The sequence below is a fragment of the Algoriphagus zhangzhouensis genome (assembly GCF_900148515.1).
Lineage (GTDB): Bacteria > Bacteroidota > Bacteroidia > Cytophagales > Cyclobacteriaceae > Algoriphagus > Algoriphagus zhangzhouensis.
In genome coordinates this window covers 144412-170296 of sequence record NZ_FRXN01000002.1, presented here as the reverse complement: position 1 = coordinate 170296, position 25885 = coordinate 144412, and the positions used below count along the sequence as shown (strand labels likewise).

The following is a 25885-nucleotide window of genomic DNA, read 5'->3' as shown; positions in this document are numbered from 1 at the left end:
TAAAATGGCAGTGTGTTCGCACTGCCATTTTTTTTGCTTTATTATTTATTTTAATTATCCAGTAATTATTTGATTATAAATTCTTTAAACTATTAATAGAAAAGATTATTTTTTTATTTTCGAAGGGAATTAATGACCAACTATTTATGAAGAAATTTCTGTCTCTTGGCATTTTCGTAGTGCTGTTATTGGGATGGGCATGTACTGAAGAAGAAGATGAAAATTCTTTTGTAGTAACTGAACAAATACTCCATGCAAGTGGGGACCAAATTCGTGTTTTAGGAAGGGTGATTAGCAATAGTCAGATCCAAGTAAGTGACCATGGTTTTTATTTTTCTTTAGACCCTTCTTTTTCGTCACCTATCGTGGTTTCATTAGGTCCCAAAGAAGGACCTGGTAGGTTTACAGGACTTGCAGAAGGTTTAGAGATCCACCAATTGTATTATGTGAAATCCTTTATGGAGCTAAATGGTGAGATTTTGGAAGGAAATGTGATGGAGGTTAATACATTAAATTCCTTTATCGAAAGCATTTCTCCTTTGTATGGAGAGGGGGGAGATGAAATCATTATATCAGGCGGAAACTTCGCGGCTGACACACGTGTATTTTTTGGGACTCAAGAGGCCCAGATAATAGATATTACTTTGGAAAGTCAGATTACCTTGACTGTACCAGCATTGAAAGATGAACCTTCAGTGTCTATCAAATTGGTGACTCAGGGAGAAGAACAGGTTTTTTATGAAAATTTTGAATATCAAATCGGCACTTACGAACTAGTGACTACTTTTCCTGAGGCAATTAGGCTTTATGATAATGTCTTTTATCAAAATAACTCAGGCCTATACATTGGTCTTGGATCAAGGAGAAGAATTGAAAGTTATTATGGCTTCCAGAAATATGATATAGGGTCTGACCAATGGCAAAAAGTTTCATTCCCAGGAAATGCTCGATCCTATTCTTTTTTCACTGATCATTACATAGGTGGAGGAACTGCTGAACGTGGTAATAACCCTACTAATATCGATAAGACTTTTTGGAAAATTGACGGAGATAATTTTACTCGATTAGCTGATTTGCCATTTGAAAGTTTAGAGTCAAAGGCATTTGAAATAGGGGAAGACTTGTATGTTCTCGGTACAAAAATGGAGGAAGATGCTTCCTTTAGAAAATATGACGCATCCACAGGTTCTTGGACGAGTTTGCCTGCACCCCCTGATAATTTTAATGCTGAAAATGCTGTCTTTTCCTATGGCGGTTTCGGTTATGTCATTGGAAAAGATTTCAATCTTTGGAGATTTAATCCAGCCAGTATCTCCTGGGATGCTATTGCTACTTATCCAGGTAGCCTTGGACAAGGTTATGGGATGGCTCAAGTAGTGGGTGATAAGGTCTACATAGGACTTTATCGAAGAAGTAATCAGATGTGGGAGCTTGATATGGAAACCCTGACTTGGAAATCTAAAAACTTGATGCCAGGATACCCACAAAGTATTTTAGTAGGGAATTTTGAAAAAGACGGGTTGCTCTATATTATGAGAGTGCCGGATATTTCTTTGGTAACTGATTACCCCATGGATATGTATGTGTTTGATCCCAATGGTTTTTAATAGGTGTATATGAGAAAGTTTTTACTATTAATCGTTTTCATTATTCCTGTTTTAGTGCAGGGACAAACGCAACCCAAACGAGAGGTCATTGGTAGAGATATTGGTCAGCTTAAAAATATTAGGATCTCTGGAAGGTTAATCGATGAAATTACGGGAGATGCTTTAATAGGAGCGACAGTTACTGTTCCTGAAATTAACCTAACAAGAATTACGGATAATAATGGTGGGTTTGAATTGATATTGGACAGGGCTGAATACAATTTGGAGTTTCGGTATGTGGGGTATGAAACAGTGCTTTACCCTATAACGGCTGTAGGCGATGGTAGAATTTCCATCCGAATGATCCAAGAGGATTTCCAGCTGGATGATGTGGTCATTTTTGGTCGAGATCCTGAGAAAAACATACGTTCCACAGACATGGGGGCGATAACTTTGTCGATGAACTCCATTAAAGAACTTCCACCTTTCTTGGGTGAAGTAGATATTATTCGATCCATGGCAACTTTGCCAGGTGTTTCTCAAGTTGGAGAGGCAGCAGCAGGTTTGAATGTAAGAGGTGGAGGAGCGGATCAAAACTTGATTCAATTTGCTGGCGCCCCAATTTATAACCCTACTCACTTATTTGGTCTCTTTACTTCATTCAATGCAGATGTTGTCAATGATGTGACACTTTACAAGTCAGTTATCCCAACTCGATTTGGTGGAAGAGGGTCTTCTATTTTGGATATTTTGCCGAAAGCAGGGAGTATTGACCGTTGGGGAGGTGATTTGATGTTAAGTAACTATTCCGGGAAAATTGGAATCAATGGTCCTTTGGTCAAAGAAAAAGTCTCGATTCGAGGTGGTTTTAGAGGTTCCTATATCAATTGGTTTTTGGGGGCCTTGAGTAACCCGGACTTGAATACTTCAAGCGCCAATTTCTATGATGGGAATTTGGTGATTTCAGCTCCAATCTCTGATAAGAATGAATTCACTTATAGCTATTATACGTCTTATGACGATTTTGCTTTTGCGTCTGATACGACGATTTCATGGAAAAATAATTCACATTCCCTTCAATGGAAAAGTAGACTGAGTGATAAGCTTAGCTTGGACGCGTTAGGTTATTATACCCAATATGATTACGGGATTTTTAATAGATCTGGAATCAATGATTTTGATTTGAATTCCGGGATTGTGGATTTTGGGGCTAAGGTTTTTGCGATGTATCAAATCTCCGAAACTAATAAAGTAACTTTCGGCGGCGAGTTCAAAGATGTGACATTACAACCGGGTGAATTGATTCCTACCGACGAACAAGAGTCTGGCCTTTTACCAAAAAAAGTTCAAGATGAATTTGGAAGGGAGTCTGCCGTCCATTTCCAACACGAATTTGAATTGGGAGAAAAAATTGGGGTTTCCTATGGTTTAAGATATGATATGTATCAATATTTTGGACCAAGAACTGTAAGGCAGTATGCGGAAAATCAGCCAATATCCGACGGAAGTGCGATCAGCGAAACTACCTATGGCGATGGTGAAAAGATAACTTCTTATGATGGCTTGGGTCCAAGAGGATCTATTCGATATTCTCTTTCCAAATCCAGCTCTATTAAGGCTGGGTATAATAAGATGTACCAGTTCATCCATTTGATTTCCAATACAGCTACTATTGCTCCAACGGATGTTTGGAAACTGAGTGATGAATTCTTAAAGCCTCAAATTGTTGATCAATATTCATTGGGTTTCTACAATAATTTCAAAGGAAACATTTTTGAGACTTCCATTGAGGTGTATTACAAAGACATCCAAAATGTGGTCGATTATAAAGATGGGGCTAACCTAATTCTACAAAACCATTTGGAGACTGAGTTGATTCCTGCAAGCGGTAGAGCCTATGGTGTTGAAATGTTTGTGAAAAAGAATTTGGGACGTCTGACAGGTTGGATTTCATATACCTATTCTAGAAGTTTGAGAAGGGTGATTACTCCTTATGAAGAGGAAATCATTAATGATGGAGATTGGTATTCATCCAATTTTGATAAGCCTCATGATTTAACCCTAATTGGGAATTATAAGGTCAGCACCAATACCTCAGTTTCGGCGACTTTTGGATACAGTACCGGTAGACCAGTAACTTTCCCAGAAGCGAAATTTGACTATTCAGGAAATAACCTGGCTTATTTTAATAGAAGAAATGAGCAACGACTTCCTGATTTCCATCGCTTGGATTTAGCAATTAATTTCAAACTGAAAGGAGAAGGTAAGTTTTTTGATGGTGACTGGACTTTCTCTGTATTGAATGTTTATGCTCGTAAAAATCCATTTTCATTATTCTTTGTAGATCAAGAAGGATCACCGCCTCAGGCACTAAGATTAGCTGTTTTGGGTGTGCCTTTACCTAGTTTAAGTTATTCCATAAAGTTCTAATGAGAAAAATAATTCTTTCTCTATTGTATGTAGGGATATTTTTGGGTTTAGGGGCCTGTGTTGATCCCTATGAAGTGGAAATCGAAAGTGGCGCCCAATTATTGACGGTGGATGGAATGATCACTACTGATCCTGGTAGGCATTCTATTAAGTTGACTAGAAGTGATACTTATGGGTCCGTTTTCGAAGGTTTGATCCGCCCCGTTTCTTTGGCAACAGTCTTGGTAAGAAATCAAGATGGTGTAGTGACTTATTTGACAGAAGATTCAGAGGTCAAAGGGAATTATTTGACTCCGGAAGGATTTGCTGCCAAGGCAGGAGATACATATACCTTGCAAATTCAATTGCAGGATGGTAAAACTTATACGTCGCTTCCTGAAACAGTAGGTAATCCGGTTCCTATGGGCAATATTGATTATTACTCAGTGGAGTTTCCGGTTGAAGGGGAGTTGGAACCAGAATCTGGGGTAAGATTTGTCGTTGATGTCGAAGATCCAAGCGACGAAAACAATTTTTATTATTGGAGAACTGAAAACGCCATGTTTGAGGTGAATGCTCGTCCAGATTTATATATGGATAGGGAAACTCGTGCTCCGGCTCCCAAAGATTGTTGTTTTACATGTTATTTGGCCGAAAGTGTAGGAAATAGATCGATGTTCATTGCTACAGATGATGACTTCAATGGTTTATCTACGAAAGTGACAGCCATGTTTATTCCAGATGATGGTTTAAGATTTATTACAACTTTCCGAATGGATTTAAGGCAATTGACAATTTCAGCTAGTGCTTATCGCTTTTTGAGATTGGTAAAACAGCAAACTGAATTAAGTGGATCTGTGTTTGATCCTCCTCCGGCAAATATCAGAGGGAATATGATCAGTCTAGATGATCCAGATGAAGTGGTTTTGGGCTACTTTATGGTGGCTGGAGAAACCAATGAAAGAATGTATATCCATGGTGCAGATTTGGATTATAGACAACCTTTAAGTTTGATCGCAGATGATTGTAGAGTAGTAGTAGGTGCAGAGGAGAATCCGCCTTCTGATTGGAATCCTTGATTTAGATGATTGTTTGGAAAAATTATTGTGAATCAGTCCTTTTCCAAATATTATAAAGCAAATAATAATATTTTAGTAGATCGTATTAAGGCAGAGAAAATACTCTGCCTTTTTCATTAAAAAATTAATATTTGCTAAAGCAAATAAGCAATTTTTTTATATTGCTTATACCCCTTAGCTTTGTGACATTCTCAAATTAATCTCATGGATAAGTTTTCCTATATCGCAAATGCTCACGTGTCATACATCGATGAGCTATACAATTCTTACAAGCAAGACCCAGAATCTATTGATCCTAGTTGGAAAGAGTTTTTCGACGGGTTTGATTTTGCATTAACCAATTATGGTGAAGCTGAAAATGGAAGTGCGGCAGCAGTTTCTTCTAATGGAGCGCCTGCTAAAAATGGTTCGTTGGCTACTCCAGGCACCATCATGGATATGGAGCAGCTTCCAAAAGAAATCAAGGTTAGAGCTTTGATTCATGCTCATCGCTCTAGAGCACACTTGAGATCTAAGACCAACCCGGTAAGAGAAAGAAGGGATAGAAAAGCTTTGATCGATCCTCAGGATTTTGGATTAGGTCAAGAAGATATGAATACCGAATTCCAAGCAGGAAACGAAATTGGAATCGGAAAAGCGAAACTTTCTGCGATCATCGATGCATTAAAGACTATTTATGAAGGTCCGATGGGCTTCGAATATCTTTATATCCGTGATCCTGAGATGTTGGATTGGTTCAAAACCAAAGTAGAAAAAGAAGCTTTGGCTTTCAATCCTTCAGTTGAAGAGAAAAAGAGAATTCTATTTAAGTTAAATCAAGCGGTTGTCTTCGAAAACTTCCTTCATACCAAATATCTCGGACAAAAGAGATTTTCCCTGGAAGGTGGTGAAAGTACTATTCCTTTCTTGGATGCTGTGATTAACTCTGCTGCTTTAGGTGGAGTGGAAGAAGTAATGATCGGAATGGCTCACAGAGGTCGTCTGAACGTCTTGGCCAATATCATGGGCAAAACATACGAGCAGATTTTCTCTGAATTCGAAGGGACTGCCAAGCCTGATTTGACAATGGGAGATGGTGATGTGAAATATCACATGGGCTACTCTTCTGATATCGTTACTTCTGGTGATAAAAAAGTTCACCTGAAATTAGCTCCTAACCCTTCTCACCTTGAAGCTGTGAATCCAGTTGTAGAAGGGTTTATCCGTGCAAAAATTGACTCTGAGCATCAAGGTGACGTGACTAAAGCATTGCCAATTTTGATTCATGGTGATGCAGCTGTTGCAGGACAAGGTATTGTCTATGAGGTGACTCAGATGGCTGGTTTGAAAGGCTATAACACAGGTGGTACTATTCACTTTGTCATCAACAACCAAGTTGGATTTACTACTGATTTCGATGATGCAAGATCTTCAATTTATTGTACTGATGTAGCGAAGATCATTGATGCTCCAGTTATCCACGTAAATGGTGATGATGCTGAAGCAGTAGTTTTTGCGGCAAAATTGGCGGCCGAATTCAGACAGAAATTTGGAAGAGACATCTTCGTAGATATGGTATGCTACAGACGTCATGGACACAATGAGTCTGATGAACCGAAATTCACGCAACCAGAACTATATAACATCATTTCTAAGCATTCTAACCCAAGAGAGGTGTATGTAAAGAAATTGACTGAGAGAGGGGATATCGATGCAAAGATTGCTTCTCAGATGGATGCGGAATTCAGACAATTGCTTCAGGATCGTCTAAATATGGTGAAAGAAAAGCCTCTCCCTTATCAAGCAACTAAGTTTGAGAGAGAGTGGGCCAACTTGAGAAGATCTACTCCTGAAGATTTTGACCAATCCCCAGCTACTGGAATTTCCCAAAAGGAGATTGATGAAGTTGCTGAAGCTTTGACTACAATTCCAAAAGGATTCAAGCCTATCAAGCAAATTGAGGTTCAAATGAAGCAACGTAAGGACATGTTCTTTAAGTCTAAGTCATTGAACTGGGCTGCGGCTGAGCTTTTGGCTTACGGATCAATCCTTTTGGAAGGAAAAACAGTAAGATTGACAGGTCAGGATGTTCAGAGAGGCACCTTCTCTCACAGACATGCTGTACTTCATGATGCAAATACGAATCAGCCTTACAATTCCTTGAAAGAAATGAAGGGAAGAAAAGGGCAGTTCTATATCTATAACTCCCTACTTTCTGAATATGCAGTTCTTGGCTTTGAATATGGCTACGGAATGGCAAATCCTCATTCTTTGACACTTTGGGAAGCTCAGTTTGGTGACTTCGCCAACGGAGCTCAAACTATGATTGACCAGTTTATTTCATCTGGTGAATCCAAGTGGCAAAGACAAAACGGATTGGTCATGTTGCTTCCACATGGATATGAAGGCCAAGGTCCAGAGCACTCAAATGCCCGTCCAGAGAGATTTTTGCAGCTTTCTGCTGAATACAATGTGGTAGTAGCTAATATCACTGAGCCATCTAACTTCTTCCACTTATTGAGAAGACAGTTGGCATGGGAATTCAGAAAACCTTGTATCGTCATGTCTCCAAAGTCATTGCTTCGTCACCCAAAAGTAATGTCGCCTATCGAAGAGTTTGTTGATGGTAAATTCAGAGAATTGATTCCGGACACTACAGTAAATCCTAAAGATGTGAAGCGTGTTGTGCTTTGTACAGGTAAAATTTACTATGACTTGGAAGAAGCAAGAGAGAAAGAGAAAGTGAAAAATGTTGCGATTGTTAGAATTGAGCAGCTTCACCCACTTCCTAAAAAGCAAATAGTTGAGGTTCTTAAATCCTATGAAGGAGCCGAAGTAGTTTGGGTACAGGAAGAGCCAGAAAACATGGGTTATTGGACTTACATGTTGAGATTGTTGCACAAAGAACTTCCGATGGACGTAATTGCTAGAAAAGTCAGTGCATCTCCAGCAACCGGTTATAATAAAGTCCACGTTGAGGAGCAGAAATCTATCGTCTCCAAAGCATTGAAATTGTCATAAAATCCAGAATAATCATAATATCCTCTTTTGCCATTTTTTGGTAAAAGCCAAATAAAATACTCATGAGCAAAGAAATCAAAGTTCCGGCCGTCGGCGAATCGATTACAGAAGTTACCATTGGCCAGTGGTTTAAAAAGGACGGGGATACCGTTCAGATGGACGAAGTTTTATGTGAACTAGAGTCTGATAAAGCAACTTTTGAATTGCCTGCTGAAGCGGCTGGTGTTTTGCGAATCAAAGCTGAAGAAGGTGATACCTTGGAAATTGGAGCATTGATTTGTGTGATTGAAGAAGCTGGGTCAGGTGTAGTGGCTGAAGAAGCTCCTGCTGCAAAGCCTGCTGCCGCTGCTTCTGAAGGTCCTAAAAAGACTGGTGAAGTAAAAGATATGGTTGTCCCTACTGTTGGAGAATCTATCACTGAGGTGACTCTGGCTAATTGGATCAAAGCAGATGGTGATTTCGTGAAATTGGATGAAATCATTGCTGAAGTTGATTCTGATAAAGCAACTTTTGAATTGCCTGCCGAGGCAACAGGAATTTTGAGACATGTGGCTCAAGAAGGTGATACTTTAGAAATCGGAGGAATGATCTGTAAGATTGAAGTGATGGATGGAGAACCTGCTTCAGCTGAAGCAACTCCTGCTGCCGCATCTTCGACTCCTGCATCAAGTGCTGCTCCAAGTAAAGATAGCTATGCTACTGGTCACGCTTCTCCAGCTGCTGCAAAAATCCTTTCAGAAAAAGGAATCAATGCAGGTGATGTGAGTGGAACAGGAAAAGACGGTAGAATTACCAAAGAAGATGCTCAGGCGGCGAAGAAACCAGCTCCTGCTCCTCAAGCGGCTAAGCCAGCTGCAGCTCCGGCACCTGCTCCAGCAGCACCGGGTTCTAGAGATGAAAGAAGAGAGAAAATGTCTTCTTTGAGAAGAACTGTTGCCAGAAGATTGGTGGCGGTTAAAAACGAAACTGCCATGTTGACCACTTTCAATGAGGTAAACATGCAGCCTATCATGGACTTGAGATCCAAATTCAAGGAGCAATTCAAAGAAAAGCATGGTGTTGGATTGGGCTTTATGTCCTTCTTTACCAAAGCTGTTTGTGTAGCTCTTCAGGAGTGGCCTGCAGTGAATGCTCAGATCGATGGCAATGAGATTATCTATCATGACTATTGTGATATTTCAATCGCGGTTTCTGCACCAAAAGGATTGGTAGTTCCAGTGATTAGAAATGCAGAAGATCTATCTTTCGAAGGTATTGAGAAAGAAGTAGTAAGATTGGCAACTAAAGCGAGAGACAACAAATTGTCTATCGAAGAAATGACCGGAGGTACATTCACCATTACAAATGGCGGTGTATTTGGCTCTATGATGTCTACTCCAATCATCAATGCTCCTCAGTCAGCTATCTTGGGAATGCATAACATCGTTCAGCGCCCAATGGCTGTAAACGGAGAAGTGAAAATCCTTCCAATGATGTATGTGGCACTTTCTTATGATCATAGAATCATTGATGGACGCGAGTCTGTAAGCTTCTTGGTTAGAGTGAAGCAATTGCTTGAGGATCCGACTAGATTGTTGTTCGGCGTTTAATTTCAGTACCAAGTCCAAAGTACCATGTACAAAGGACTTCATAATTAGCTATTAAGAAGAGTTTAGGTTAAATTCCTTTAGTGTTTTTAACCTAAATTTTGTTCTTATGAATCGCTATAAAGAATTGCTTGTTTGGCAAAAGGCCATTGATTTAGCCGTTGAAGTTTATCAAGTAACTGAAAAACTTCCAAAAGAGGAGAAATACGGATTGATCAGTCAAATCAATAGGAGTGTTGTTTCTATTCCATCAAATATTGCGGAAGGAGCGGGAAGAAATTCAAATAAAGAATTCAACAATTTCTTGGGTATAGCTCAAGGTTCTGCTTTTGAATTGGATACTCAATTGATAATATCTAATCGTCTGAAATTTATTTCAAATCAGGAATATCAAAATATTGAAGTTCAGCTTGTTCATATTCAAAATATGGTTGCCAGGTTGAAAAAAAGTTTGAATCTATAATTTCCAGATACTTTGTACTTAGTACATAGTACTTGGTACAAAAATCAAAAGATCATGTACGACGTAATTGTTATCGGTTCTGGTCCTGGTGGATATGTGGCAGCTATTCGTTGCGCACAATTGGGAATGAAAACCGCATTAGTTGAAAAATACCCAACATTGGGAGGGACTTGCTTGAACGTAGGTTGTATTCCTTCCAAAGCTTTGTTGGACTCTTCTGAGCATTATCACAATGCTGAGCATACTTTCAAAACCCATGGAATCAACCTAAGTAATCTGAAAGTTGATTTGGGACAAATGGTTTCCCGCAAAAACGATGTGGTGAAACAAAATACAGATGGTATTCAGTTTTTGATGAAAAAGAACAAAATCGATGTTCATCAAGGATTGGGTTCTTTCGTGAACAATACCACTGTAAAAGTGACTAAGGACGATGGTTCTTCTTCTGATATCCAAGGAAAAAATATCATCATCGCTACTGGTTCTAAGCCATCTACTCTTCCATTTATCAAATTGGATAAAGACAGAGTGATTACTTCTACTGAAGCTTTGAATTTGAAAGAAATTCCAAAGCATTTGGTAGTAATCGGAGGCGGAGTAATCGGACTGGAGCTTGGATCTGTCTATGCAAGATTAGGAGCAAAAGTTTCTGTGATTGAATTCATGGATTCTTTGATTCCTACCATGGACAAGACTATGGGTAAAGAGCTTCAAAAGTCCTTGAAGAAGATCGGTTTCGAATTTTACTTGAAACATAAAGTAACTTCTGTTGAAAGAAAAGGGAAAGAGGTTACAGTTAAAGCAGACAACGCAAAAGGTGAAACTGTAGAGGTTAAGGGTGATTATGTGTTGGTTTCTATCGGCAGAAGGCCATACACTGAAGGCCTAAATGTCGAAGCTGCAGGAGTAAAAATGACTGAAAGAGGACAGGTTGAAGTGAATGATCACCTTCAAACCAATGTTCCAAACATTTATGCAATCGGAGATGTGGTGAAAGGAGCCATGTTGGCTCATAAGGCGGAAGAAGAAGGCGTTTTTGTAGCTGAAACTTTAGCTGGTCAAAAACCACATATCAATTATAATTTGATTCCTGGTGTTGTTTACACTTGGCCAGAAGTTGCTGCAGTTGGTTTTACAGAGGAGCAATTGAAGGAAAAAGGAATCAAATACAAGGCTGGTAAATTCCCATTCTTGGCGTCAGGAAGAGCAAGAGCTTCCATGGATACTGATGGTTTGGTAAAGGTTTTGGCTGATGCTGAAACAGACGAAATCCTAGGTGTTCATATGATCGGGCCAAGAACAGCGGATATGATTGCTGAGGCTGTTGTAGCAATGGAATATAGAGCATCTGCAGAAGATATTTCTAGAATGTCACACGCACACCCTACTTATACTGAAGCGTTCAAAGAAGCTTGTTTAGCTGCTACAGATAATAGAGCACTGCATATTTAATTATTGATATTTAGTTATTTATTAAGCCGTTCCGAAAAATTCGGAATGGCTTTTTTCGTTTTTAAGGTCCTATTTAATAGAGTTTTAAAACCTTTTCTATGAAAATTTAGTAAATAGAACTATGCTTTTAAACTAGAACAATGATTTACATATGAAGCAATCCTTTTTGGCTCTATTTTTCATCCTGTTCTTTTCTCAACTTTTTGCTCAGAAAGGGACATTCTCAGGAAGAATTTTTAATGAAAATACCCAGGAGCCAATTCCTGAGGGGCATGTCTTTATCCCAAATACGACATTTCAAACATATACAGATAGTTTGGGCAATTTTTCCCTTAGAGGAATTCCAGTTGGTCCGTGGGAAGTCTTTGCAGTGAAAAATGGCTTTGAAATTTCTTCTCAAAACATACAAGTCAGTCAATCCAATAATGCTTTGAATAAATGGGGAATTTCTCCTGAAGTAAATTTAGAATTTGATGAATTAAAGGATTCTAAAATCAAAAAAGCAAAAGAACAATTTGAAGACAGATTAGGTATTGAAGCAAAAGAGTCTGAATTGGTTTTGATTAATCCTGAAGTTTTGAGATTCTTTGAAAAAGAGGGCTCCAATGACGTTTGGGTAGATTTTTCAGATGTCTTATTGGTTCAAAATCTAAAATCTGGTTATTTGATTTCAATGCGGTTGAGAAAACCTCAAAACTTATCCAGAGGCTTTGAGACAACAGATATATTGCTCTCCTTTCTGGAGTTGGATTTGGGAAGTGTGGAGGAGAAGAATTTGATTAATTCTAACCGGGTGGAGGTATATCAAAATTCACCAATTTATGCCATTCGTAAGCTGCTAGGGGAGCAGTCAAATGAAATTAAGCTGATTCCAACTGCTCAAGAAGGTGAGTTTAAACTCCAGGCAAAAAGTCCAATTGAAATAAAAGAACCAGACCAAAATTATCGGGCATTGGCTTTCGATGGAGATGGATTAGAAATCAGGGCAAATGGATCACCTGTTTATCCTGAACTCCTAAAAACTCAAGGTTTTCCAAGTTCTGAATATCCTTTGAAAGCTCTTCCTCAGGATTTTGATTATGATGTAGCTATTGCTTTGGATGAAGTCGATCGGTCACTTGAGGCGTTACAAGAAAGAGTTTTCATTCACACTGATAAGGATGTCTATATGATGGGTGAGCAGTTGCTCTTCAAAGCCTATTTATTAATGGGGAACCCGTTGTTGATGGATGAAGCGAGTAAAGTATTGCATGTTGAGATAGTAGATCCTTCAGGATATAGCTTACTTCATAAGGTGTTTCCTTTAGAAAATGGTAAATCATCAGGGGCAATTTTTTTGGGCCCAGAACTGAATACCAAAGATTTCATCGTAAAAGCTTATACCCTTTGGGGAGCTAATTATGGGGCAGACTTCGAATACTATAAGCCTATCCAAGTGATGAGTTCACTCTGGGAGGTGGGTAAAAATACAATAGAGCCGAAGTCCGAAGGGATAGTGGTTTTTTCTGACAAACAAGCCTATCAATCACAGGATAGTATTACTTTAAATGTTGTGGTAAACAACCAAAAAGGTTCTATTGCAGCTGCAAATTTATCTTTGGCAGTAGTTCAAGGAAATGGGATTCAGTACATGAATTCTACCGATGATCTTTTAATTGATTTTCTAAAATTCAAGCCTCAACTAGATCATGTAGATTCGGTAGGCTTCGAGTTTGATAAAGAGTTTGGACTAACAGTGAGGGGTAAAATCAATGATTCCCTTCCTCAAATAAATAAATCTCGAGTTGAGGTTATGGTGGACAACTTTATGGATAAGCGTGAGCTGAGGTCAGATTTTTTGGGAGAGTTTTACTTGGAAGGGCTTCATAAAGAAGGAGAATTTGCAGTCTTGGTAAAGGGAACAAGTCCAGATGGGAAAATACCATTGCGAGAAATTGAAATGGAATTAGTCAGCCCCAAAAATCAATTTGATTTTTCACATTTTGATTTTGGGAGAGTTCAGCCATTATCTAAAAGACCACAAGATGTTGACTCATTGATTTCGGAGTATTTGAAGGTTCAGGAGGGAGAGATGTTATTGGATGCTGTTGAAGTTGAGGATGAAAGAGAAGAGAATTTTGGTGAAATGCCATACGGAAGAGCTGAAAGAGTATATGAAATGGGGGATGTCTATTTATCGGGAGATACTCAGCAGTTTATTTATTCCTTTGCGGCAAGGACAGGCTTCAGAGTTGGTGGTATTCCACCAATGATTATTAATGCACGTGGTGCAGTAGGTGGCCCTCCCTTAATTTTATTAAATGGTGCTCCAATTACTCCAATTGCTGGTCCAACATTAGGTAGCGATGGTGGGCAAGCACAGTATAGGGCCTTTCAAAGCATCAATATTTTTAACATCAAAAAAATTGAGGTAATCAAGTCTGTCGTACCAGCCTATGGTGATGCTGGAAAATTTGGAGTAATAAATATTATTACCAAGACAGGAACTGAGATGGCGGCTGATATCAACACATATAAGGAATTTAAGCTTATGGGCTTGGAAAAATTAGCGAAAGGAGCAAAAACTGAATTGGAACCTCATAACCCGACGATCTACTGGAACCCAAATGTAGGAATCTCCTCTAACCAGACCTCCGCGACTTTAAAGTTCAAATTGCCTGAAAACCCAGGGCCGTTTTGGGTTATAGTAAATGGGATCAATTCTTCCGGGGAGCCTGTTTCCGGTAGATTTTTGATGAATCAAAAAAGCCTTGGTGAAAATTGAATTGAAAGGGTTTAGGCAAATCCAGCTTTTTCATTGTTCCGAATTTTTGCCTTAATTCGATCATGAAGTTTAAAATCGCGATCCTCGGTGCTGGAAATGTTGCTTGGCATTTGGCTCCCGCTTTGGAAGAAGCAGGACATCAGATTACTGAAATCTATGCTCGGGATATCCAAAAGGCTAACTTGATTACTGAAAGAGTTTATTCTGCCGAAGCCAAGGATGATTTGGATTTTACGGATAGCCAGGCTCAAATTTTTATTATAGCTGTCAAGGATGATGCAATTCCTGAGGTTGCGGATTCTGTTATACTTCCTGAAGAAAGCATTTTGGTCCATACTTCAGGATCTATGTCATTGGATATTCTGGACTATAGTTCGGCGGGATATACCGGGATTTTTTACCCCTTGCAGTCTTTCACCAGAGGACAGAAGATGGATCTTTCGGAGGTTCCTTTTTTATTGGAATCGGATGATCAGGAAGTGATGGCGAGGCTGAAGAAATTAGCCAAAAGCCTTTCCAATAACGTGTTTACTGTTCGTTCCAAAGATCGCAAAGCGGTCCATATCGCAGCAGTTTTTGCTAGCAATTTTTCCAATCACATGATCCGTATAGCTGAGGAAATCATGAGAAGACAAGGCTTGGACTTTGAGATGATTAAGCCGCTGATCATTGAGACGATTTCCAAAAGTTTGGACATAGGAGCAAAAAAGGCCCAAACGGGCCCTGCTATTCGAGAAGATTTTGAGGTGATGGAAGATCATTATCGATTCCTGAACTATAATGAGCAGGTAGCTGAAATCTACAGGCTAATCTCTCAGGATATCATCGATTCTTAACCTTTCCAGTTGCCAAATTTACCTTCTTGGTAATCCTGATAAGCTTCATATATCTGCTCCTGAGTATTCATGACAAAAGGCCCCTGAGCTACTACGGGCTCGTTGAAAGGCAATGCATGCCCAAGAATCAAAATGGAGTCTTCCATTGCTTTAATATTCAAGGCAGAGCCTGAATTTTGAAATTCAACCAGATTTCTAAACGCTACATGAGTGTCGTTTACATCTAATTTTCCTCTAACGATATAGAAGAAAATATTCTCATCTTCAGGAATCTCTTTGGTGAATTCAGCGCCTTCTTGCAAATAAACTGTGCTCATGGTGATTGGGAAAGTGCCCTCAAAAGCTCCTTTGACCCCATTCCATTCTCCAAAAAGCTGTTGAACTTGAATTTTCCTTTCATCAAGCTCGAATGCAGGAATTTCATCCTTTTGAAGTCCAATGTAATTTGGCGTCATCATTTTTTTGGAAGCAGGAAGGTTTAGCCAAAGTTGAAGGATTTCCAGATCCCCACCTTCTTTTTTGAATTCAGAACTGGATACTTCAGCATGAATTAATCCTTTTCCCGCGGTCATGTATTGAACCCCTCCAGGACCAATTACGGATTCATGACCGGAGGAATCTTTGTGCATGATATCGCCCTCTACAATAAATGTTACTGTTTCCATTCCTCGATGTGGATGAGGGCCAAATGGCAATCCATTGTTATGAGGTGGATAGGTCTGGAATCCATGATGATTTAAAAAAAGAAATGGATCTATCATCTGAAGACTCCTTGTGGGTAAAGGGCTATAAGTAATGAGGTCTGCGATAGGTCTATATTCTGCGGAGTGTATTTTTTTGATCTTTCTCATGGTTTCCAATGTATATACATGTAAAGGGTTTTTCCTTTTAAAAAGTTTAGAAAAATCTGGTTTTTACTTCAATTTTTGATCTAAAGATAAAATGGTCTGAACAAGGACATTGGCTCCATTTGCAATGTCTTCTTGGCTTGAGAATTCCTGAGGAGAATGGCTGATTCCATTTTTACTCGGGATAAAAATCATACCCATTGGAGCTATTCTGGCCATTTCTTGTGCATCATGACCGGCTCCGCTTGGAAGGCTCAGGGTACTTAATCCCAGTTTTTCAGCGTTTTGCTTAATGACTTGACGAATTGATTCATCTGCCAAAGCTGGTTTTGAGGCGACTTCGATGTGTTTCACTTCATAAGTCACTCCATATTCATCCGCAATGGCTTTTGCCTGAGATTCAATTTTCTCATAAATGCTCCAGATTTTCTCGGAAGATAAGTCTCTCATTTCTAGGTTGAGTTTGACCTCACCCGGGATGACATTTCCGGCACCCGGGAAGGCCTGGATTTTTCCGACCGTTCCAACTTGTCTTCCTTCCACAGATTTGACTGTTTCATTCACGTTCAAAATAAATTGGGCTGCTGCAAGCATGGGATCTTTTCTCATATTCATTGGAGTCGTGCCTGCATGATTTGCAAACCCTTTGAAGGTATATTCCCACCACTCAATTGCGACTATCCCTTCTACGACACCGATATCAATTCCTTCTCTATCCAAATTGCCTCCTTGCTCGATGTGGAGCTCCAGAAATGCAGCTAGGTCACCTGGATTCAATTTGATTTCCTTGATACGATCAGGGTTTCCACCAATTTTCTTGATTCCTTCATATTGAGAGAACCCCACATTGGTTACGACTTGGAGTGCTTCTTCAGTTAATTGACCTGCTAATGCTCGACTTCCTACAACTCCGCCTTCTTCATTGGTGAAAATGATCACCTCAAGTGGGTGCTGAGTCATGACATTGTTCTCTCCCAAAGTTTTGACTACCTCAATCGCACTCATAGAACCAACCGGTCCATCATAATCCCCTCCATTGGGCACCTCGTCAATGTGGGATCCAAATGCGATCGGTTTTAAGTCTGGATTTGCCCCCGCTTTTTTACCGATAATATTTCCCGCGAAATCAACAGAAACATCCATTCCAGCTTCTTGCATCAGATTTTTGACATATTCTCTTGCTTCAATGTCATATTCACTAAATGCTACACGATCACTTCCTCCTTGCGAGTTTTTGCCGAATGTTGCCAATTTCATCAAGCTTCCATGTAGTCTATCGGAATTGACAAGAGGGCTTTGGGCAAAAGAAAAACTACTGAATGAAAAGATCAGCAGGAATAGAGAGCTTGATTTTAGATTCATGGCTGTTTGGTTTGTCTTTCAAATTACAAAAAAAGTCCTGCCGAAAGACAGGACTTGAATGTATTAAGAACTGGTTTGGATTATTTCAACCAAGCCAATTTGATTTCGTCAGGAGCTTTCATTCTGTCAGCCAATCTCATGTAACGATCAGCTAATCCTGAAAGGTAATCTTGGGCTTTAGAAGCCATGTCATTAAGACCAGTAACAGCCTCAATTTTCCAGAAATCTACCAAATGTTGGATGATTCTAGCATAATCCCAACCTGTATAGATTCCAACTTTTTGAGTGATTTCAGAGAAGTCTTTGTAAAGAGACTGTCTTGATCCACCTTCACCCATCAATACTGCAGGCATCACAATCTGCTTTCTCATCATCTTTTCGAAAGCAACCATTGCTCCACTTGGATCGATTTTGAAGATTTCAGACATAAAAGTTTTGTAAGCCTTTTCATGTCTTGCCTCATCACCTGCGATGGTTTTACAGATTTTTGAAAGCACATGGTCTCCTGCTTTATCAGCAAGTTTACCGGTGTTTACGTGAGATATTTTGGTAGCTCTTTCTTGGAAAGAGGTATATATCATTGCCTGATAAGGGTCAGCATCAGTGTTTGCATCAAAACCATTACTGATCAAACGGTGAATGGTTCTTTCGACAGCTACCATATCAACTCTACCTGTGAGGTAAAGGTATTTGTTTAGCAAATCACCATGTCTGTTTTCTTCAGCAGTCCAAGCTTTGGACCATCTTACCCAGCCAGAAGGTGAAAGTAGGCTTCTTTCATCATTGATTCCTTCAAGCAAGTTGAAGTAAGTTTGATAGGAAGGAAGGGCCTCTTCTGTGATCATATTTCCAATCAAAGAAGTCAACACAGTATCAGGAATCCCTTCAGCTCTTTTTTGAAGAAGTTTGATGTCCTCTAAGGCTTCTGGGTTTGCCATGTCAGGAAGAAAATCAGATGGCTGCCAGCAAGTATCTGGATCCACTAAGACATTGTCTACTGCGTGACCCACAACTGCATCCAACTGGGAAATTACTTCCATGTTTTTTTCCAGCTCGTAATTGATCGGTTTTGAACTCATAGCTAATTATTTAATCATTTCAGGGGATTTTCCCTTAATGTTCCGTAAATGTACGGACAATATTGGAGAAAGGTGGAGGAATTGCTTTAATCCTCGCTTGAGTTTATACAAATGGATAAAATTCCTTTCTAATATGATCATGTAACAAAAAAATAAGCCTCTCAGTTCTGAGAGGCTTTGAGTTAAGGTTTTTTTAGGATTAATAATCCAGCTTGTAAGCGACTACTTTGTTTTTGAAAAAGGTTGGTACATAGACGATCTTTTCGCTAGGATTGTATCCAATGTCAGCTGTGTTAGACTCTTCAGCTTTGGTGTCCAAAAGAAGGGTTTCACCATCTGCATCTACAAAATAGATCTCTCCAGCCCATCTGGAGGCTACGAATTGACCATCACCTAAGGAAATCAAACCGTCTCCACCAGTTACAACATTGTTAAGAACTTCAGAACTTCCATCTTCATTGATTTTCTTCAAGCCTGAAGCATCCAAGCCATAAAGTACTCCATCAGCACTTACCTCAAGCCCATTGATCGATTCATTTCCTTCTGATACTTTCATAATCTCTCCATCCATTAGGATATAGACAGTTCCGGTGTTCATATCGGTGAAGAAAACCTTGTCATCTTCAGTAGCAATATCATTTAAGAATTGGCCTCCTTCAATTGGCCACTTGTTTGTGATATCACCACTTTCCAAGTCGATTTCTACCAATTCATCAATGTCGGTTACATACAGGTGACCATTTGCGATTCCCATCCCTTTTGGAGCATTGAGTCCAGTTACAAAGTCCTGCTCCACGATATTTCCATCAGTATCCAGGATTGAGATGCTTCCTTTTCCATCCTTGGCAGTTGGGTCTTGGCCGATGATATTGGAAGTGTAGATTTTTCCTGTGGATTCGTCAAAAAGCACCGATTCTACGGTCTCGAGTGTTGCTGGGCTTTCCCAAAGCATAGTCAAAGAAGGAGTTTTCTTTTCAACCACCTCGACCATTTCTTCAGTTTCAGTTTCTGATTTTTTTTCTGAGCTACAGCTGGCAAAAATTGCTGCAGCAGAAAGTCCCAATAAGCCGGTTTTAAATAAGATTTTCATGAGTTAATTTTTAGTGAGTGTCCAGTTTTGTTGATTAAAGGTCGACGGAGCAGATTCTTGGAGTCTTGTTCCGATTTTGTCCAAATACATCGTATTGTATCTAAGTCTTGACATGTAATTAGGCAGGTTAGGATCTCCATTCCAGCAATGCTCTGCCCGATCTCCATAAGCAACCTCTCCTCCATAGTAAGGGTTTTGAGTTTGTTCTAAAAAATTCTCGGTTAGATAAACTGCATTGTTCAAATAATAATTATCCATGTCTCCGCAATAGATATGCACTTTTCCGGCCAATTTGGGGCCTAAAGTATTCCAATCCCGCTCCATGATATAACGAAGGTCGTAATTCTCTCTCCAAAAATCAGCAACTTTTGGATCGATTTCACCTGTTTTTTTATCCCAAATGGGCTTTGGATAGCCATCCTCTCCAACAGGCGAGTAAACTGCTTGCCAGATATCAAACTGATCTCCGGATCTCGATTCATGCCCTCCAATCGCCAATTCTTTCAAGTTCATATCTCTAACCATCGCTGAAACATGCCCCAAAGAGTCTCTATGCCCAGGCCTTAATGTTTCCCTGAATTCACCCTTTTGATAATAAGCATTTTCATCCTCATAAAGATTGATGGTAGTATAGGCTCTAAAATCAATTGGGTCTGGGCATGCAGCAAACGCTCCATTGTACTCATCTGGATAAAAAACTTGCACCGCCAAAGCTTCCCAGCCACCGGTAGAGCCTCCATATAGAAATCTTGACCATCCTTCTCCAATTCCGCGGAATTGCTCCTCAATGTAGGGAATCAATTCATAGGTGATGGCATCTCCATAAGGGCCCAGATTTTCGGAGTTTACTGCATAGCTATCATCATAAAATGGATTGGCGTGTTGGATTTCTATCACAATAAACCTCTTGAAGTCAGGGGAAGTCCATTTTTTATAAAAGTCATAGGCTTCCTGTTGCTGGATTTTTTGATAACCATATATTCCAAATCGGGCTGAATAATCATCGTCACCTAAATCTGGATCTGGTGGGATCGTTCGGAATCCTCCAAAATCACTAGGAAAGTGTCCATGAAAAACCATCAGAGGATAGTATTGATTAGGGTTGTCCTCAAATCCTTCCGGAAGCAATACATGAGCTCCCAAATACATGTCCCTTCCCCAAAACTCTGAAAGAAGATCGGATTTGATTTTGATATGCTTGATAAACTCGGTGTCTTCTGGTTCTGATACTGGAGGTATTTCCTGATCGATGGTGATTTCAATTGACGCTCCTTTCTTCAAATCGAAAGCTATTGGTTCGGAGTAAATATTTCCTGGAGTGCTACCCCATCTTCTCCCTTCGCCTTGATCCATTGCCAGCTTGACGGTATGTCCATCAGATCTGTTGAAGGTTTCATATTTGATGATGAAAGCCTGCATGAAATAGTTTCCTTCTGGCAGATCCTGAAAGTTTTCCATAGGATACCCAAAACTTTCCAAATCGAGAGAGATTTTATCTCCAGAGCTATAGTTTTCTATGTCCATCCCAAAAACCTGAGCTGTCGATGCTTCATCGGAAATAGAAAATCTTGGTTCCTTTTCTTTGTCCTTCGAGAGAATAAAAAGTAATCTGCCATCAGATAGTCCTTCTTGAAGTTCGGGAGCTATTTTGATTGTTATTGGAGATTCCTCTGTAGGCGGACTACACGCGAATGCTATCCAGAGGATTAGGAGGTAAAAGTGGATTTTTTGCATAGAGGGGTGGTTTTTCAAAGAAATTTAGTGATAAAGAATCAATTGTTTGAAATTGAGGGTTTTAAAATCTAAAAAATCATCTTGATTTCTGTTTTATTCACCATTTATGGATTTTTTTTCATGCTTGATTTAAAAGCGCTTATCTTCCCTTTTCCTAACCAACCTTATGCTATGAAAAAATATGTAAGCTTATTAGCCTTGGCTGTTGTCGGCTTTGCTTGCCAACCTCCTGCTGAAGAAACTGTCGATTATACGGCAATGTCTGACGCAGAGAGACTGGAAGCTGCTAAAGAAATCGCTCATAAAACAATTATGGTGGACGGTCACGTGGATCTTCCTTACAGAATGAAAGTAGGAGGATTTACTTTGCAAAGAGAAATTTTGGATGTTTCCGTCCGAACTCCTGATGGTAATTTTGACTTTCCAAGATCTAAGGAAGGCGGTTTGGATGCCCCTTTTATGTCGATCTATATTCCTGCAGGTAATCAACAAACTCCAGGCGCTTCCAAAGCTCTTGCAGACTCCTTAATTATGATGACCGAGAGATTGGCTTCGACTTTCCCCGATAAATTTGCGATGGCCTACAGTCCTTCTGATGTGGAGGCTAATTTTGCAAAAGGTTTGATTTCATTGCCTATGGGAATGGAAAATGGATCAGGTATCGAAGATGATCTTTCCAATGTGGAGTATTTCGCTGATCGAGGGATCCGATATATTACCTTGACTCACGGAAAAGCGAACCTAATCGGCGACTCCAGTTATGATACAGTGAGATTATATAATGGTCTAAGTGAGTTTGGGGAGCAAGTGGTAAAAGAAATGAACCGCGTAGGGATCATGGTGGATTTGAGTCACGTTTCTGATGAAACCTTCAAAGATGCCTTGGCTATCACAAAAGTTCCGGTAATTGCTTCTCACTCTTCAGCTAGAAAATTCACTCCAGGATTTGAAAGAAACATGAGTGATGAATTAATTAAAGCAATGGCTGAAAATGGAGGTGTGGTGATGATCAATTTTGGTGGATCTTTCATTGATTCGGCTTATGCTGCTGGTTCATCCAAAGTGCGTGAGCATTTGGTGAATTATATGGCTGAGAATAACCTAAGCCGTGGTGACTCCGCATTCAAAGCATATGCTGCTGAGTATACTGCTGCAAATAATCCATTCCCAACTGTACAAAAAGTGGCGGATCATATCGATCATGTCGTGAGTTTGGTAGGAATTGATCATGTGGGTTTCGGATCTGATTTCGACGGTGTGGGTGATTCTTTGCCTACAGGTTTGAAGGATGTTTCCATGTTTCCAAATCTGATTGCAGAGCTTTTGAAAAGAGGTTATTCAGAGGAGGATATTGCCAAAATCTGTTATAAAAACGTATTTAGAGTATGGCAGGCTGTGGAAGATTACGCGGCTAGTCAGAGCTAAAAGTAGAATTTAATTTCCTTAAAACCCCGGCTTTTCAAAGTTGGGGTTTATTTTTTGAAGCCAATAGCATTTCTCTCTTTTGGTTTGGGATCCAATAGCTCTTCCAAGATTTGATAAATTCTAGAAATGTGAAGGTTCTGCTCAGATTCAGATTGTTAAAGTTGAAGGATTTTTTCTTGTAAATCAGAATAATTGAGCGCCCATTCACGGATTTTTACAAAAGTCCTCATGATGGAAATATTGACTTGAATTGCTTGTGGGCTATTGATGACTGGAGGTAGCATTGCCATTCCTTGTTCGGTAAAAACAAAAGGAGGTGTTCTCCTGCCTCCCCATCTTGAGGTAGCATTTTGCGACTTCAAGTTAATCCATTCTTCATTGGATAATTGAAACATAAAGTCCTGGATTCTACTGTTTTTCTGTCAATAATTCCGAAAAATTTAATTCTCATGTAATAATTCAGTCATTTTGGCCGAAAAAATAGCTTGGCGGTAGTTTTGATCAATTGCCTTTAAAGACAGAAAAAAACGACTAACAATACATGGATTTTAAACAATTTACAATCAAATCTCAGGAGGCTATCCAGAAGGCAGCTGAGTTGGCAATGGGGGCAGGTCAGCCTACCATAGAGCCGGCACATTTGCTGAAAGGTATATTTTCCGAAGATGAGAATGTCACTGACTTTTTATTTAAAAAGCTCGGTGTCAATAAGCAATTGGTTTCCCAAAAATTGGAAGATCAGTTGGCAAAAATGCCGAAGGTAAGTGGGGGTAATCAGCAACCTCATTTATCCAATTCCGCCAACCAAGCCTTGATTAAGGCAAAAGATTATCTCAAAACTTTTGGGGATGAATATGTAGCGATAGAGCATTTGATTTTGGCGATTTTGGCCGGATCTGATGTGACAGCGCAGTTATTAAAAGATCAAGGGCTTGCAGAAAAGCCATTGATCGAGGCTATTAAAGAACTTAGAAAAGGTAATAAAGTGACCGATCCAAACGCAGAAAGCAAATACAGAGCTTTGGAGAAATACTCCAAAAATCTAAATGATCTTGCCAAAAAAGGAAAGATCGACCCCGTAATCGGTAGAGATGAAGAGATCCGAAGGGTTCTTCAGATCTTAGCCAGAAGAACCAAAAACAACCCAATTCTTTTGGGTGAGCCTGGTGTAGGTAAAACTGCGATCGTAGAAGGATTGGCTCAAAGAATTGTGTCAGGGGACGTGCCTGAAAACTTGAAATCCAAGACTTTGATTTCCTTGGATATGGGTTTGTTGGTAGCTGGTGCAAAATATAAAGGAGAATTTGAGGAGCGATTGAAAGCAGTCATCAAAGAAGTGACTGACTCAGATGGAGAAATCATTCTTTTCATTGATGAGATTCACACCTTGATAGGTGCCGGAGGTGGAGGAGAAGGTGCAATGGATGCTGCAAACTTGCTCAAGCCTGCGTTGGCTAGAGGTGAGTTGCATGCGATTGGTGCCACTACCTTGAAGGAATACCAAAAGTATATCGAGAAGGATAAGGCATTGGAACGTCGATTCCAGGCCGTTATCGTCGATGAGCCTGATGCCGCTGATGCGATTTCTATTCTTCGGGGTATCAAGGATAAATACGAATTACACCATGGAGTACGAATCAAAGACGATGCGGTGATTGCAGCTGTGGAGCTGTCTCAGCGTTATATCTCTGATCGATTCTTGCCAGATAAAGCGATTGACTTGATGGATGAAGCGGCAGCCAAATTGAGGATGGAGATTGATTCTTTGCCTCAGGAATTGGATGAGTTGAACCGCCGAATCATGCAGCTGGAAATTGAGCGTGAAGCGATCCGTAGAGAAAAGAACAAAGATAAAGAGACCGTTCTGAGCAAGGAATTGGCAGAATTGGCCGAAAAGCGCGATAGTGTCAAAGCAAAGTGGGAGTCTGAAAAGGCTGTCATCATGGGCATCCAACGGGAAAAAGAGAATATCGATAAATTCAAGTTGGAAGCTGAGCAAGCTGAGCGAGCAGGTGATTTTGGTAAAGTTGCTGAAATCAGATACGGTAAGATCGGTGAGGCTGAGCAAAAGCTAGAATCATTCAAATCTCAATTGGCCCAAATGCAAGCAGGTTCTCCTTTATTGAAGGAAGAAGTAGATGCAGAAGATATTGCAGCGGTTGTTTCCAAGTGGACTGGAATCCCGATGAATAAAATGATTCAGTCTGAGCGTGAGAAATTACTTCACTTGGAGGATGAATTAGGTAGAAGAGTAGCAGGTCAAAAAGAAGCGATTGCCGCTCTTTCTGATGCAGTCCGAAGAAGTAGAGCCGGTCTTCAAGATCCAAAACGCCCAATTGGTAGCTTTATCTTTATGGGGACCACTGGTGTTGGTAAGACAGAATTGGCGAAAGCTTTGGCAGAATACCTCTTCAATGACGAGAATGCCATGGTTCGAATCGATATGTCTGAATACCAAGAAAGACATGCGGTCAGCAGATTGGTAGGTGCGCCTCCGGGATATGTGGGATATGATGAAGGTGGTCAATTGACTGAGGCGGTCAGAAGAAAGCCTTACTCAGTGATCTTGTTGGATGAGATTGAAAAAGCCCATCCGGATGTGTTCAATATCCTATTGCAAGTACTAGACGATGGTCGATTGACTGATAACAAAGGTCGAATTGCCAACTTCAAGAACACCATCATCATCTTGACGACCAATATTGGTTCTCATTTGATCCAAGAGCGATTTGCTGAAATGGACGAGTGGAATAAGGATGAAGTACTGGAGAAAACGAAAGCAGAAGTATTTGACTTGCTGAAAAAGTCAGTAAGACCTGAGTTTCTCAACCGTATCGATGAGACGATCATGTTTGAGCCTTTGAATAAGCAGATCATTCGTAAAATCGTCGATATCCAATGGAGAGAGATACAGAAGCGTTTGTCTGAATCCAATATTGAGATCGAGGCAACTACCGAAGTCTTGGATTATTTGGCTGAGGTGGGATTTGATCCACAGTTTGGAGCTAGACCTTTGAAGCGGACTATGCAACGTTTGATTTTGAATGAGCTTTCCAAAGAAATCTTGGCGGGTTATATCAAAAATGATTCTGCGGTATTGGTTGATTTGGATGCCGACAAGCAGGTATATTTCAAAAATGTAGATGCTTCTATCGAAGTCTAACCTGAAGTT

General features: G+C 39.9%; 17 protein-coding genes. 11 read left to right on the top strand and 6 right to left on the bottom strand.

Annotated features, from left to right (window positions below; translation table 11 throughout):
- Positions 1-146: 146 nt before the first annotated feature.
- From BUF13_RS06670 to BUF13_RS06630, 9 genes are all read left to right on the top strand, one after another.
- Positions 147-1607 (top strand): IPT/TIG domain-containing protein, encoded by a 1461-nt coding sequence (locus tag BUF13_RS06670; RefSeq protein WP_073571006.1) that lies wholly within the window; start codon positions 147-149, stop codon positions 1605-1607.
- A 9-nt stretch (positions 1608-1616) separates the two neighbouring features.
- Entirely contained in the window at positions 1617-4016 is a 2400-nt protein-coding gene (locus BUF13_RS06665) for a TonB-dependent receptor (RefSeq protein ID WP_073571005.1), read from the top strand.
- Positions 4016-5074, top strand: coding sequence for a DUF4249 domain-containing protein (locus BUF13_RS06660; protein ID WP_073571004.1), 1059 nt, complete (start codon positions 4016-4018; stop codon positions 5072-5074). Before BUF13_RS06665 ends, BUF13_RS06660 begins: the two co-directional genes overlap by 1 nt.
- 204 nt (positions 5075-5278) lie before the next feature.
- Entirely contained in the window at positions 5279-8074 is a 2796-nt protein-coding gene (locus BUF13_RS06655; RefSeq protein WP_073571003.1) for a 2-oxoglutarate dehydrogenase E1 component, read from the top strand.
- Between the two features lie 62 nt (positions 8075-8136).
- Complete coding sequence (gene odhB, locus BUF13_RS06650; protein WP_073571002.1) at positions 8137-9663, top strand: 2-oxoglutarate dehydrogenase complex dihydrolipoyllysine-residue succinyltransferase; 1527 nt, start codon at positions 8137-8139, stop codon at positions 9661-9663.
- A 106-nt stretch (positions 9664-9769) separates the two neighbouring features.
- Entirely contained in the window at positions 9770-10123 is a 354-nt protein-coding gene (locus BUF13_RS06645) for a four helix bundle protein (RefSeq protein ID WP_073571001.1), read from the top strand.
- A 54-nt stretch (positions 10124-10177) separates the two neighbouring features.
- On the top strand, positions 10178-11575 hold the full coding sequence (gene lpdA, locus BUF13_RS06640) for a dihydrolipoyl dehydrogenase (protein WP_073571000.1): 1398 nt from the start codon (positions 10178-10180) through the stop codon (positions 11573-11575).
- Between the two features lie 151 nt (positions 11576-11726).
- Positions 11727-14339 (top strand): carboxypeptidase-like regulatory domain-containing protein, encoded by a 2613-nt coding sequence (locus tag BUF13_RS06635; RefSeq protein WP_073570999.1) that lies wholly within the window; start codon positions 11727-11729, stop codon positions 14337-14339.
- A gap of 62 nt (positions 14340-14401) precedes the next feature.
- Complete coding sequence (locus BUF13_RS06630; protein ID WP_073570998.1) at positions 14402-15175, top strand: Rossmann-like and DUF2520 domain-containing protein; 774 nt, start codon at positions 14402-14404, stop codon at positions 15173-15175.
- Here the strand turns inward: BUF13_RS06630 and BUF13_RS06625 are convergent.
- The 5 genes from BUF13_RS06625 to BUF13_RS06605 form a co-directional block, all read right to left on the bottom strand.
- Positions 15172-16026: a pirin family protein gene (locus BUF13_RS06625; protein ID WP_073570997.1), complete on the bottom strand. Its 855-nt coding sequence runs from the start codon at positions 16024-16026 to the stop codon at positions 15172-15174. The genes BUF13_RS06630 and BUF13_RS06625 overlap by 4 nt on opposite strands.
- Before the next feature lie 63 nt (positions 16027-16089).
- A complete protein-coding gene (locus tag BUF13_RS06620) occupies positions 16090-17385 on the bottom strand; it encodes a Zn-dependent hydrolase (RefSeq protein ID WP_073570996.1) in 1296 nt (431 codons plus the stop codon).
- 80 nt (positions 17386-17465) lie between these two features.
- A complete protein-coding gene (locus BUF13_RS06615; RefSeq protein WP_073570995.1) occupies positions 17466-18464 on the bottom strand; it encodes an acyl-ACP desaturase in 999 nt (332 codons plus the stop codon).
- A gap of 199 nt (positions 18465-18663) precedes the next feature.
- The gene (locus tag BUF13_RS06610; RefSeq protein ID WP_073570994.1) at positions 18664-19554 is read right to left on the bottom strand and encodes an SMP-30/gluconolactonase/LRE family protein; all 891 of its coding nucleotides are present in this window, start codon (positions 19552-19554) and stop codon (positions 18664-18666) included.
- Positions 19555-19557: 3 nt separating this feature from the next.
- The gene (locus BUF13_RS06605; protein ID WP_073570993.1) at positions 19558-21288 is read right to left on the bottom strand and encodes an alpha/beta hydrolase-fold protein; all 1731 of its coding nucleotides are present in this window, start codon (positions 21286-21288) and stop codon (positions 19558-19560) included.
- Between the two features lie 171 nt (positions 21289-21459).
- On the opposite strand from BUF13_RS06605, the gene BUF13_RS06600 reads away from it, so the two are divergent.
- A complete protein-coding gene (locus BUF13_RS06600) occupies positions 21460-22713 on the top strand; it encodes a dipeptidase (RefSeq protein WP_073571697.1) in 1254 nt (417 codons plus the stop codon).
- 155 nt (positions 22714-22868) lie between these two features.
- Here the strand turns inward: BUF13_RS06600 and BUF13_RS06595 are convergent, their stop codons facing one another.
- Positions 22869-23108, bottom strand: a complete 240-nt coding sequence (locus BUF13_RS06595; protein WP_073570992.1) for an ORF6N domain-containing protein — start codon at positions 23106-23108, stop codon at positions 22869-22871.
- Positions 23109-23254: 146 nt separating this feature from the next.
- Here BUF13_RS06595 and clpB point away from each other — a divergent pair, with 146 nt between their 5' ends.
- Positions 23255-25876: an ATP-dependent chaperone ClpB gene (clpB, locus tag BUF13_RS06590; RefSeq protein ID WP_073570991.1), complete on the top strand. Its 2622-nt coding sequence runs from the start codon at positions 23255-23257 to the stop codon at positions 25874-25876.
- The last annotated feature ends 9 nt before the right edge of the window (positions 25877-25885 follow it).